Source organism: Lentilactobacillus rapi DSM 19907 = JCM 15042 (genome assembly GCF_001436255.1).
Taxonomy (GTDB): Bacteria; Bacillota; Bacilli; order Lactobacillales; family Lactobacillaceae; genus Lentilactobacillus; species Lentilactobacillus rapi.
In genome coordinates this window covers 19,952-33,837 of record NZ_AZEI01000083.1, presented here as the reverse complement: position 1 = coordinate 33,837, position 13,886 = coordinate 19,952, and the positions used below count along the sequence as shown (strand labels likewise).

Annotated in this window: 5 protein-coding genes; 3 read left to right on the top strand and 2 right to left on the bottom strand. The window is 41.8% G+C overall.

The annotated features are described in order from the left end of the window. The first annotated feature begins 13 nt into the window (after positions 1–13). Positions 14–1,951: a S53 family peptidase gene (locus FD12_RS12340; protein ID WP_056983382.1), complete on the top strand. Its 1,938-nt coding sequence runs from the start codon at positions 14–16 to the stop codon at positions 1,949–1,951. A 392-nt stretch (positions 1,952–2,343) separates the two neighbouring features. On the opposite strand, the gene FD12_RS12335 is transcribed toward FD12_RS12340, so the two are convergent. After that, entirely contained in the window at positions 2,344–2,565 is a 222-nt protein-coding gene (locus tag FD12_RS12335) for a P8 family protein (protein WP_008855235.1), read from the bottom strand. An 86-nt stretch (positions 2,566–2,651) separates the two neighbouring features. Then, entirely contained in the window at positions 2,652–3,029 is a 378-nt protein-coding gene (locus FD12_RS12330; RefSeq protein WP_056983351.1) for a glycine cleavage system H family protein, read from the bottom strand. A gap of 124 nt (positions 3,030–3,153) precedes the next feature. Between FD12_RS12330 and FD12_RS12325 the strand changes: the two genes are divergently transcribed. Both FD12_RS12325 and FD12_RS12320 read left to right on the top strand, forming a co-directional pair. Further along, a complete protein-coding gene (locus tag FD12_RS12325) occupies positions 3,154–4,170 on the top strand; it encodes a lipoate--protein ligase (RefSeq protein WP_056983350.1) in 1,017 nt (338 codons plus the stop codon). A 202-nt stretch (positions 4,171–4,372) separates the two neighbouring features. Continuing rightward, positions 4,373–13,702 (top strand): DUF7601 domain-containing protein, encoded by a 9,330-nt coding sequence (locus tag FD12_RS12320; RefSeq protein ID WP_056983349.1) that lies wholly within the window; start codon positions 4,373–4,375, stop codon positions 13,700–13,702. Positions 13,703–13,886: the final 184 nt, after the last annotated feature.

The window sequence follows — 13,886 nt, the reverse complement described above, 5'->3', positions numbered from 1 at the left end:
ATTGAGCGATGGTATGATTCATAGACAGAAAAGAGTGATTATTTTGAGGGGAAAACAGTTAATTGTTGCGCTATTAGGTAGTTTAACGGTCGTTGGCGTGACAATGGCGGCTAACGTTAAGCCGGTTAACGCCGCCACGAAGAAGACGATCGTGAACGTGACTTTTAAGCCAACTAGTCAGTCAGAGCTGACAGACTATGTTTATAACACGGTTGATCCGACGAGTCGTGATTTTCATCATTACCTAACGCCGACTGAATTTGCGGCTAAATTTGGTCAATCTGACAGCTACATTCAATCTTTTAAAGATTATTTAGCTAAGTACCACGTTCAAACGAAGACGTATCCAGGAAATTTATCACTGAAGCTGACTGCTACTGAGGCAAATATGCGAAAAGCGTTTAATGCCAAGTATGTTGCTCCAGCTAAGAAGGGTGACTATGCCCGCGCAAGTTATAAATTGCCCGGAAAATTATCAGATCAAGTTGTGGCCGTCATTGGGCTTTATGGCAAGAGTCCAGCAAAGAAGACCAAAAAAGCAAGTTCCAAGTCATCCCAAAAAGCAATTTCAAGTCAACAAACGGCGTTGACTGCCGACTTGCCGACGACAACGACCAAACCGGATACTCAGCTTACCGGCAATGCCTTTTCCAAAAAATACGGAGCTGCTAAATTTGCGAATGCCTATCAGCTAAACGACCTGTATAACAAAGGTTTACAAGGACAAGGGCAGCGAATTGGGATCATCAGTTACAGCGACGTTCGGGATAGCGATTTAACCACCTACTGGCAACAAGCCGGCGTGAACGACAACTTAAGCCGGATTCACCGGATTTACACTGTTAATACTCAAACCCAGGCTCAGCAGACCCTAAACGAGATGCTGGGCGGCTTGCAAACTGAAGCAACCGTTGACGTTCAAGCAGCTTCTTCAGTTGCTCCGCAGGCGGATATTGATTTGTACGTGGATGATTCAAACGGAACCAAGACGTCTGATGCATCATCTCACTACGCTTCGTTTATGACGGCAATTGGTGACAACCAGGACAAACAGATTTCAACCAGTTTTTCGCCAGATCTTGAAGTGGCTGCTGACTGGGGCGACCCGAGTGCATCAATCAAACAATATAGCGATGCGTTTAATGTGATGCTCGAACAAGCGGCCGCTCAAGGGATCACCGTTTTCCGTTCCAGCGGGGATGGTGGCCGAACGGAATCCCCAAGTGCCAAGGAAAACCACGGGATGTCAACGTCACCCTATCAAGTCTTAGTCGGTGGCACGACCTTACCCTACGAAAAGATTATCAATCAAAAGGTCATTAGTGTGCCGACTGAACGGGCGTGGGGAAACGTTGACGCGACATCTGCAACTAATTTGAAATATGGAATCTTTGGTGCCAGTGGTGGCGGCTTCTCGGCTTTAAACCCAACGCCAAGATACCAACAAGGAGTTTCTGGCGTTAATACGTTTAGAGCGATCAATTATTTGACGTTCAAGAAGTTTAAATTTGTGGTTAACCCACATCCACATCTTATTTTTGGCACCGCGAATGCTCGAAACATCCCAGACATTTCCGGTAATGCGGACGTTCAAACCGGATATGCCAGCTTCGTTTCTGGGAAAGACATGACGGTCAAAATGGTTGGTAAGAAGCGAACCGTGGTCAAAGTGCCAACGAAGAAATGGATGATTGGCGGCGGGACCAGTTATACTGCCCCTCAGATGGCTGGTGCCAACGCGATTATGAATAGCGGCCGCCAGACGCCAATTGGCTTCTGGAACCCACAAATTTATAAGTTTGCCCAAGAATCGGATAGTCCGTTTACGACTCTTGACGGTGCTGATAATAACAATTTGTATTACACTGGCCAACCAGGTAAGTTGTATAACCAGGCAACTGGACTGGGAACGATTAATTTTGAGAAGTTGTATGGGAAGTTTGATTATTAAAGAGTGAGGAAACAAGCGCTTAGGGACTGAAATATAAGTTGCCCTCCTCAGAAATCCTGCCTTTGGATTTTTGAGGAGGGTGCTTATATTCCAGTCCCTGCTTGTTTTCTCACGTTTACTCAATGTAATGGAGAAATGATGGCCCGCAGCCTGAAAACGTCTGCCATTGTGTAAGCTGAATGTGTTCTACCAAGCAACAAGCTTGGGTTCCGCACTCTTAAACGTGCTCCACCAAGCAGCGACTTGCACATAATCACCTCAGCCACAAATCCCCAAGACCAGGATTTCCGGCTGAGACGACTTATGCTCCAATCTCTAACTGCTTGGTTCCGTACTCTAAAAAAAGCACCCGCGCAAATTTTGCGTGAGTGCTTTTTCGGTAGAGCCGAAAGCTACTTTTTGAGTAACTTCTCAGCATCAGCTGTAATGTCGTCAGTCGACATATTCATGTATGGCTCCATGTCTTTTTCAGTCTTCATGGTGTCATGATCATTTTTTTCCATGTAATAATCCCATAAAGCATCTCGTACTGGAAGTTTACTATCGCTCCAATCGAAAGCCTCATTCATTTTTTTGTTCAATAATGGGGATTCTGCACCGGGTTCTTCTGCCATAAGTAACTACCTCCTTTGTTGTTCTATAACCATTATAGTTCAAATTTTAATTTTGGCGCAAAAATTGTTTCAAAAATGTAAATGATTTACTTAGCCGGCTCGATTTTCATGATCCAGTTAACCTGAGGGTTCGGCTGATTCAAGCGATCAATATCCTCTCCAATTGCGGTATTGCGCTCGATCACTCGTCCAGAAATGGGGGATTTGAGTGTCTCAACCGACTTATCACCCTCAATATCAAGTAAATCGTCATCGGTCTCAATAATTTTGAGTTGGGTTGGGAAATCCGCAAATGTGATCTTGCCGATCTGTTGATACACGGATTCATCGATGCCAAGTAAATAATCACCATTTTCATCTTCGGCGTACCAAACACCATTTTTTACTTGCGGGTTGCGCAATTTTGGTGCTTTGCGACGCTTAAACAAATGAATTAATTTTTGCCAAATTGAAGTTGTTTCCATGTTGATTCCACCTAACAAGTGAGCGGATCCAGGTTGCTGCCTGGAGGAGCTGTCCTAAGTATTGTTTAGTTAAATTATAACGTATAATTGAGGATATAAGAAAGATTTGCAAGGAGGATTGGCAATGTACTTAATCGATAGTTCCAGAAATGGCAAGCCCATCTATGACGCCCGGGTTAACCAATCGTTAGACAATTATTTTGTCAATGATCTGAAGTTGCCCGGTCATGGGTTTCTATTTTACGTGAACCAACCATCAGTGATCATCGGGCGTAACCAGAATGTTTGGGCGGAAGTCGACATCGACTATTTGCATGAACATAACATTCAGCTAGTGCGGCGAACGTCGGGTGGCGGAGCGGTCTATCACGACTTGGGGAATTTTATTTTCGAGAATATTTTGACGGACAATGTTGATGACTTTGGCGACTATGCTCATTTTGCCGAACCGGTGTTGGCTGCCCTCCGAAAATTGAACCTTGATGTCAAAATGAAACCCAACAGCAGCGACCTGGTTTTGAATGGCAAGAAGTGGTCGGGGATGACCATGTTTAAGAGCGGGTCGGGGATGGCGGCCGGCGGGACAATTATGGTTGATTTGAATATCGAAAATGCCGGGAAAGTTTTAACCGAGGATCAGCTTGAGAAACAAAAGAGCTTGGGCGTTCGCTCAAAACGCAGCGAGATCGTGAACTTGAAGGATTATTTGCCAACCGGAATGACCAAGGCGGACTTTCGGGAGTATTTGTTGAAAGAAATCTTTGCGGTGAAGTCACTAGATGAGATTGAAACCTATCACATGACGGAGGCAGACTGGCAAACCGTGGATCAGCGATTAGCCGAAACATATGGAACCGATGCCTGGAACTATGGCCATAATCCCGGATACGCTGAGTATGCTGACACAGAATTGCCAGTCGGTACGCTGGGGTTAAACTGGACGATTGAGGATGGCAAACTTGTTCATCTTAAGTTCAATCCATTCTTTAAGGTGGCCGGCGACTTGAGATCAATTGAAGCCAATTTGATTGGTAAGAAGCCAAGCCACTGGAACGTGAGCCGGGCAGTTAAGAAAGCTGACGTTACAAATATTGATAGTCACCAATTGGTTCAATTCTTGATGGATCATTTAACTAAATAGGACAGCACCACAAAAACGTCTCGCAGAAATGTGAGGCGTTTTTTGACGTTATATTATAGGAAGAGATGCCTATAATTATTTCCTTATGTAAACAATTACTAATAAAATTCATAAAATCTTTAAAGAATGGGTAAAACTTATTGCTATCCTTATGGCATGAATAAGTTAGCTGTAATCGCATACAACTACGGAGGGAAATATAATGAAAGTACTTAAGAAAGGTTTTATCGTTCAATTTGTAGGAGTCCTGACCTTAGTGTTTGGGAACTTTTACACTGCTGGTGCAGCTGTGGCTGACGTGGTTTCGACCGATGAAATCGCCGCAAAGAATGCCAAGCTAATTGATGATAAGCGGCAGTTAGTGAGTAACGCTAAGGTGGGTGACAAGGCAAACTTGGCGTTCGATACGACTGTGGGCTCATTGTCACAGGCCGGTAAGGTTAAGTTTGAATATGATCAGGACGTTTTGCGGATTGATAAAAAGAAATACAAATTTCATAATGGCAGGACCCAGGTTGTTGTCGATATCGATGGCAAGGATTCCACTATTCAGTGGAAACACGCTGTTGGTCGGACTGACCTGGAAGTTGTTTTGCCCGTGAAATTTAATCAGGCAGTGGACCACCGTGAATTGACGTTTACGGTTGATGAAAGGGAAGTGAAGCTGCCGACGTTGACGGTGGTTGACAAGGATTCCAAAAAGAGCAAGGAAACCACTACGCCTGACAAAGGCAAAGTTGACGGCAATTTGCAGGACGATGATTTGGTAAATAAAGTGCTGGCGGAAGCTGAACGAGATGAGGCTGCCAGCGACCAGGCGGAAGCTGCAAAGCAGGCTGAAGATGCCAAGAAGCAAGCAGAAGAAGCTAAGAAGCAGGCAGATGCCAAACAGAAAGAGGCTGACAAGAAAGAGGAAGCCACTGAGCAGCCCGTGGCAGAAGAACCAAAGAAAGAAGCTGAAATTGACGAAAATTCCTCGCAAGCAGATGCCATTGACATGCCAGAAAAATCTGACGCTGACAAGGCCAAAGAGTTTGTGAAGGAAAAACGTGAGGCAGATGAGAAGGCGGCGGAGGAGAAGAGTCGCCAGGCGATTGAGGATGCTAAGAAAACCGATGATCAGTCATCAAACAATCCTGGCATGAATTCAACTATGAATAATAATGATCAAACGGGAACCAATCGTGAGAGTCAAACGCCTCAAGCACCAAGTATTGCTAATGTTGATGGTGCCAAACGGGCAGTGACCGGTGGTGATAGCACTGAAGCTGATCCTGTCAACGGTGAGGATGAAGGTGACGACCTAAAGAAAAAATTGCCAGTAATGCAGACGTTTGATAATGGCATGGTGAGAAATATTACGGATGAAATAAATGGGAGTACGAACCCCAAGTTCTTCGACTCGATCACTATATCATATAAAAATGCGGCCGGAGAGCCAAAAACAGAACCAATCGATCCGGTCCTGAATGATACGAAATCACTACCGGAAATTCTAAGAACAAATAAGAATGTTCAAATTGACTATAAATGGAATATTGCTGCCATTGAAAAGAATACCAACGTTGAAACAATTCAAAATGGTGACTATTACGAATTCAAACTTAAAGGCTTGAAATATAACTATGGCAGCAGTGGTAAATTTGACCAGTTTATTGAATATCAAGGAAAAACAATTGGTCGCGTTATGATGAAGGCCAGCAATGATTCTGAAGATGCAGACAGGGATGATGTGCAAAAAGTGACAATTGTCTTCTTGCCGGGTGAATTAGAAGGACAAGCAAACATTTGGTATGCTGCAAATTTTCAAACAGAAATTAACGCTGATGCAGAGGACATTACGTTTGGCGAGAATGTAACTAAAGATGGCCGAATTGAAGTTGAGAAAGAACTTATCAATATAAAAAAGGAAGGCGAATTTTTTAAGGATAATACGAGTGGAGTTACAGACTTAGACAAACTTGTATGGACATCTACCTTTCAAACTAAGGATGGTGAAAAGGCTTCTGAAGTAGTCCTTGAAGATACATTTGGGGAGGGTTATGCGAAAACGGACAAAGAGGGCGACGCTGTCTATACCTTTACAGTCTATTCGTCTGAAGATGATCCCGTCGAAATCAAGAAAGGTAGCGATAAATACGGCTATATTTTGACTTCGGACCCAACAGATAACAAACAGTTCATGTATTTCAAGAGTGCCGAACTTGAAATTAAGGACATCACTAAAATTGTTGTTGAAATGCAGACCCCGACAACTGATCTTACACGAGAAACATTTAAAAATAAGATAAAGGTGCAATCTGCTAGGGTTATTGACACGGATAAGAAATTGTCAACTCTTGATACCGAGGCAACTATCAGTCGAAAAAACGCCCAATTGAAAAAGACTGCTGAACGAGATAGCAATGGGAATATCAAATATACGGTTGCCTTTACGGTTAAGCATGGGCAGACTAATTTGACCATGACGGATACGCTGAATTCAACAAACTTCAAGTTTTCTTCAGATCCAAACGATTATAAGTTGTTTCGAGACGGAGTTGCACAATCCGATTGGCGCAAAGATGGTCCCACAATCAATGGGCAGACAATGACGATTCAGTTTAAACCTTCAATTGTGCCACCTAACGAAGGGGGAACTCGAACGTATCAGCTAACGTATCTGGTTAAGCCTAACGGATCAGTTGAGGATGAACATTACCTTAATTTGTCCAATCATGTTGTTTGGAATGATCACCAAAAGGGGCATTTATTTAAGCCAACGTTGAATGACAAAGCTTGGAAAGAAATTAATTGGCAAACAATGATGACTAGTTGGAAAATCTTGGTTAATCAATCAGATCGACCGGTTGAGAATGGTTTTACCATAAAGGATCCTCAACCTGGGGAAAACAATTACCTGGATTATAAGGCCTACTATGACAAGATTGCCCAGAAAAACGGGAGACTAAAATCAGAAGCGGTAAACTATCTTCAATTTTTTGATAGAGATGAAGACAAGATCGATTATGAAGTTACCAAAAATGGCGATGCGCGTTGGAAGTCGGCAGGTGAACCTTTCAAAAAAGCATTCACGATTAGGTATCAAAATGATCAGATTATTATTCATGTTGATCATTTACCAGCTGATAAGAAGGCCTTCAGTATTCGATTAATTGATATTCCAATGGATAAAGAAAAGATTTATGCAGCAAGCAACTCAAATAATGAATTGAAAAATATCTGTAATACCGCATCCATTGATTACGAAGGAATTGATGACGGTAATGTTTCCAGCTGTCAGGGTATTCCAAGTCAAATCAAGAAGAATATCACCAAGGCAGGAACATTTTCTAATCATTTTTTCAATGATAAGCTGATTGATTGGACGACTATTTTCAACTATCGTCAGTACTTTGGCAATAATGAGAAAAAGGCTTTAGTTGATGATGGAATTGATATTACCGATAAAGTTGGTCAGGATGTCATTAAAGATGCTGCCGGAGATTTGAAATCTAAGGACTTGCAAAAAATTGTGGATGTTTTATTGGATAAACTGGAAGTTTCGCTAAATCGAATTGGTTCAAATGGATATTCGATTAGTGATGAAACTAAGCTCAATAAGAATACGGATTACACAATCCGTGTTGAAAAAAATGATCCGAAGTCACCACAAGAAGTTCAGTTTATTTTGAAACTAAAGGAAGATGTCTACAATACAATTTATCAACAGGCTGGCAAAAAAGTCTTTAAACTGAACTATCAATCTGAAGTGACTGGTTTGGGGCTTGATGATGATAAGACTTATGAGCATTTAAAATCCTGGACCTTTAATAATGAAGTTGGAATCAAAGTTGATAACCGGGGCTTTAAAACAACTGCTAATCTGTCCTATACCGATAATGGGTATCTCTTGAATAAATCGGGTCAGCTTTTGAAGGATCCAATTACGATTCAAGAAGAAGATCATGAGCGAAAAGTTTCGGCTCTGAAATGGGACGTCGTGATTAATGGGAACAGTTTTAAACTAAATAATCCGGTAAAAATTAAGGATACGATTAAAGGTGGTAGTCACCATCATTTAAAGACAACCGATAAAAACTACGAATTAAAAATATATGAAGCAAAAAAACAATTTGTTGCCAATAAGTCAGGAGAAGTTGAATATGTAAAAGACGGTGATCCTCTAAGTGAAGGAACGGATTTTACGGTCAACTATTCCAGTGACTTGAATACCATGGAAATTGAATTTGATGGGAATTATAAGGTTTATGGGCCTTTAATGATTGAATACCATACTGTTGTCGATAACACTGTTGGAACGTCTTATAGTAACGAGATCGAATTAAAATTAAAATCAGGTGATTATTCACAAAAGGAAGAAGTTGTTTCTCAAGGAGACGTTTCTGGATATTTCACAAATTTTGCGGTTAACATTCAAAAGCGTGATGCCATAACCGGCGATCCACTAAAGGGTGTTGGCTTCCAAGTTAACAGGAAAGGTGATAGTGGTTCCTATGTACCTGTGAGTGAAATTAGAAAAACCGATAAGGATGGATTTGTATCATTTGAAGGCTTGTACGATCAAGCAACTTATCAAGTTGTGGAAGTGAGTGGCATTGAAAATTATGATGGAAACTTTATTTCCGATGACTTTACTATTAAAGATGCCCAAGGCACAGGTAACAATCAAAGTACATTCTGTATAGATGTTGAGAATGAACGAACCAGTCAATTACAGATTAAAAAGATTGTAACCAATCAGGAAAATGTTGTCGAGAATGATCAATTCAGCTTTACGGTTCTTGTGAACGATGACAATGGCAAATTGAATGATAACTTTAATGGGCAATTCAACTACCAAGTCAATGATGGCAGATCTGGCATGGTTAAATTTGTGAAAGGGAAATCTCAAGGCCTACCTGCAATCAAGCACAACCAAGTCATTACAATTACAGGTTTGCCACAAAGCCAATTTTACCAAGTGATTGAAATGAAGAATGGCTCGTATAACACGACTCATAAGATTTCAAACGTTCATCGTGTAAGTGTTAATGGTAATGAAAGCACGGAAACTGATACTTTTGAACTTGATCAAGGACAGAAGCCTAAAATTGGCATTGTTAAATTTACCAACGAGTACAAAACAACCCACTTCTCCTTCTCCAAGAAAATTGAAGGACCAAACGTCAACAACGAAGAGGATAAAAATAAACAGTTCGACTTCAAGTTGGAAGTGACCGACCAAAAAGGTAATGTTGATGAAGACTTCACTGGAGATATCAAAGGACTTAAGCACTCGGATGGTTCAGATAAAGCTATGTACTTTGTCTTCAAAGACGGTGTCAGTGATACGATGAAATTTGATAGTAATGGCAAAGAACAAGCAATTCAACTGAAGACTGGTGAAAACTACAATAACATTCAGTTGCCTGCTGACGTATACTTGAAAGTTTATGAAAAAAAGGATAGTCAATACACTCATACTGCCTACAAAATCAACGATGATAGTGAAAACGAAGCTAAAGAGGATGGAGAATACCACGTTGTTGGCCCTATCAGCGCAGATGATAAACACCTCAAATTCATCAATGAACAAAAAGAAAACTCCTTTGAATTTGAAAAATCTGTCAGTGGCGAAATTCCTGAAAGCATTAAAGAATTCACGTTTACTGTTGAAGGCGTGGACAAAGAGACACTTAACTCTGGTATCAAAGGTAATGAGTATACAGCGTTGGTTAAGAATGCTGGCAGTGGCACGACCGTAAATAATACTGGAAAAATTACTTTTGATGAAGATGGGAAGGCGACACGGATTAAGTATGGTGAAACTGACCCTGAAGACATCAAATTAGAACATGGGCAAAAGCTGGTGATCCTTGGATTACCAGAAAAGGCGACTAAATTTAAAGTTGTTGAGACAACTGATGGTAAGTTTGATACCTTTACTCATGTTGAAGGTGAACCACGTAAAGAAGGTAAAGATGCAACAATCGAATTGAATCGACCGCACGTTCAAAATTCGATTCTGTTTGAAAATATCAATGAGGGATATATCCCGTTAACAATCAAGAAGACGATTAGCGGTGTTGTCCCGCCGAAGCATGAGAAATTTGAGTTCGATGTCTTAATCAAGAATCCGGGTCAGAATTGGGGCTCTTCAAAAGAATTCAATGCCATCATGAGCGATGGAGATGAGGAATTCCAACTAGAATTCAAGAAGGACGGTTCTAATTATAAAACGACAATTAAGCTTGAGGCCGATCAATCAATCACAATATATCTCCCTAAAGGCTTGAATGTCGAGGTAATTGAAAAGACTGAAGGCTATGATGTTAGTCATCAATACGGCAACCACAAACAAAAGGGCAATTCACATGAGGTTGAATTGAACAATAATGACTGTGATCAGCCGTGTCTCCCACCTCTCATTTTCAATAACCATGTGCCGGGAACGGTTGTGGAGATTGAGAAACAGGTTGTGGGGAACAACCTAAGCCAGTCAGACTACAACAAGGCATTCAATTTTGATGTGATGGCCAATGATAGTGAAAATAAACCACTCACCAAAGAGGTTCAATACAAACTCGAACAAACTAATGGTGAGGTAAAGACTGGTTCAATTAAGTTTGAAGAGGGTAAAGTCGCAGCCGTTGATGGCAAAGAAACCACTCGGTTGAAAATCAAGAACGATCAGAAGATGACCATTCTGGGGCTTCCGAATGGCGCCAAAGTGATAATTACTGAAACAAATGCTTTTGGGTACAACCCAAGTTACATTGTGAATGGGAGTTCTGAGAAGCCAGGGAATAAGGCTGATTCATTTATAACGGACGAGGATAAGCCTTCTAAGGTTAAGTTCATTAATACAAAGAAGAACGTTGGTTTGAAAATTAGTAAGACTTTGGCAGGTGCTGGTATTAAGGAAAGCGATAAGACGAAAGCCTTTGACTTCAAGATTTCCGCGACTGTACTAAACGGGAACGCTAAACTGAACGGCAAGTTTAGTGCTTGGAAATATACCGATACTGGAACTGCTAAAGAAGACGTTACATTTAAAGACGGTGTTGCAACAGACATCACTTTGAAAGGTGATGAATCACTGGAGATTGGTGGGTTGTCCGCTGACTATTCATACATTGTTGAAGAAATAATGCTTGAAGGTGTGGAATACGTTGTTTCACACAAGGTGAATGGAAAAGTGGAAAGTCAGGGAAATTCAACTGATCCTCTTACGATTGCTGACCAAACTCAAGTAACTGTTGAATTCATCAATACCCGTGACGGGGCATCTTTAGAAATTGCCAAGTTATTGGATGGTAATGGCATTACTGAAAAAGATAAAGACAAGATTTTTGAATTCCAAATAAAAACTGACGAGAAAATCAACGATAGTTTATACCGAGCAATTAAGTTTGATGATCATGGGCAAGAGTCAAGTCAGGATGTTACTTTTGAAAATAGTAGTTCAAACACAATTAAGTTGAAGGCTGGAGAACGTCTTGTGATCTATGGGTTACCGACTGATATTGATTATGTTGTAACTGAAACTAATGCAGCAGAATTTGAGACTCATTACAAGATGGATGATACCGGATCGCATGAAGGCAAAGAAACTAAGGACTTTAAGCTGAAGAAAGACGACAAGACAACTGTCCTCTTCTTAAACAGTAAACAAGCCAGCTCACTAGTTCTTACCAAGACTCTCGCTGGCGACGGCATAACCGAAGAAGACAGTGACAAACGCTTCAACTTTACCATTACAGCAGATTCTCCTGAAGTGAATGGCGAATACGACGCTGTAAAGAAGACGGCAGCGGGTCGTAAAGAAGATACTAAGGTTGAATTCACAAAGGGGGTTGCGAACGTTGAACTTCGCGATACCGAAACGCTCACTATTTCCGGTCTCCCACTTGATGTGGACTTCACTATAAGTGAAGATGAAGAGACTGCTGAAGGTTTCGAAATTACTCACCGCCTCAACAACGGTCAAGTGATTAAGAAGAGTGAGACTACTGATTTCGATCTCCGCGAAGAGGGTGCCATAGTTGAGTTCATCAACACCAAGCATCTTCCAGAAACTGGCAGTCTGCTCATCCAAAAACAGCTTGCCGGATCTGGCATTACGGAAGCGGATGAGGATAAGACCTTTGATTTCCAAGTGTTGACGGATCTTGTTGGCGAATTCAAAGCAACTAAGGTTAACCAAGATGGTACTCAAACTAAAGATATTGAGATTGAATTCAAGAATGGTAAATCAAATACCATTAGCTTGAAGAGCGATGAGCGGCTCACCATTTCCGGCCTGCCACTTGAAACTAAATTCTCAGTAATTGAGTTAGGGGCAACCGACTTCCAGACTAACTGGCTGGTCAACAACGCTAAGAATCAAGATGGTAAGCAAACAACGAAGTTTGAGATGATGAATCAAGAGACCACCCCAGTCCTCTTCACCAACAGTAAACAAGCCCCCGACACTGCCAACTTAAAGATCAGCAAAAAGCTTGCCGGCGACGGCCTCACTGATACTGATAAGGACCGCGTCTTCAACTTCAGAATTTATTCTGGGGCAAGCGGCACCTACAAGGCAGTCAAGACCCAACAAAATGGTCACACCAGCAACACGACCATTAACATTCAGAATGGGCAGTCTGATGTGATCACGTTACGGGCTGATGAATCATTGAACGTAACCGGCTTGCCGATCGAGCACACTTACGCGGTTGGCGAACAATATGTTGGCGACTACGCTGCTTCCTACAAGGTAAACGGCAGCACGGTCACTAACGGTATGACAACTGATTTCTTCAAGATGATTGCTGACCAAAACGGTACGGTCGAATTTACCAACACCAAGGATGGCGACATCGGCATGGGATCATTCTCCGTTAACAAGTTCGTGAACGAAACTGGTGACCGCACTCGGGCCTTCAACTTTAGCTTAGAAGCTGTTGATGGAGCAGGTAATCCACTGGATGGGACCTTTAAAACCCAGATAACGACGAATGGCGGCACGCCAACCAGCGGCATGATTAACATTACTGGTGGTAATGCCAAGTTCACGTTAACCCATGGTCAAAGTATCAAATTTGTCTTACCAATGGGCGCCCGCTATGAAGTTTCCGAACAGGATTACACCAAGGATGGCTATGTGACGACCGTAACGAAACGCGGTGCGGCCTATACCGGCACTCACGTATTTGGAACGGCAACGGGTGACAATGATGCCATCAGCTACCACAACGATATCGAAGAAGATGAAGCTGAATTACCATTACCTGCTGATGAAGACACACCGGATTCAAGTGCAACCTTAGACGAACCGGATGCCTTACCAGCCAGTGATGGCACAAATGGAACCAGTGGCAGCAGCGGAACCAATGGAATCACCAGTCCCCAAGGCTTACCGTCAGCCGGGTACACCGGCAAGCAAGCTTTACCACAAACTGGCGAAGCAAATGACAAATTGTACACGATTATCGGGGCGATTGCCTTGGTTATGTTAGCGGTAATTGGAACGATTTACTATACAAAACGTAAGAATGCAAAATAGAAAGGAATGAATTGATGAGAAAAATAATAATCCAATGAAATGACAAAAAGGGGCTCTGGATCGCGACCGGAGCCCTTTTTGCGTTAGGCAAAAAATAATATTCATATTTATTTTTAAAATACTATTGACAATTTCTAATCCGCCTCTCATAATACGAGGTATCAATTTGAAAGAAGCTTTGGTT

Excerpts from the sequence above, each read along its gene's own strand:
- FD12_RS12340 (WP_056983382.1), top strand. The coding sequence starts at position 14 with ATGATTCATAGACAGAAAAGAGTGATTATTTTGAGGGGAAAACAGTTA.
- FD12_RS12335 (WP_008855235.1), bottom strand. The coding sequence starts at position 2,565 with ATGGCAGAAGAACCCGGTGCAGAATCCCCATTATTGAACAAAAAAATG.
- FD12_RS12330 (WP_056983351.1), bottom strand. The coding sequence starts at position 3,029 with ATGGAAACAACTTCAATTTGGCAAAAATTAATTCATTTGTTTAAGCGT.
- FD12_RS12325 (WP_056983350.1), top strand. The coding sequence starts at position 3,154 with ATGTACTTAATCGATAGTTCCAGAAATGGCAAGCCCATCTATGACGCC.
- FD12_RS12320 (WP_056983349.1), top strand. The coding sequence starts at position 4,373 with ATGAAAGTACTTAAGAAAGGTTTTATCGTTCAATTTGTAGGAGTCCTG.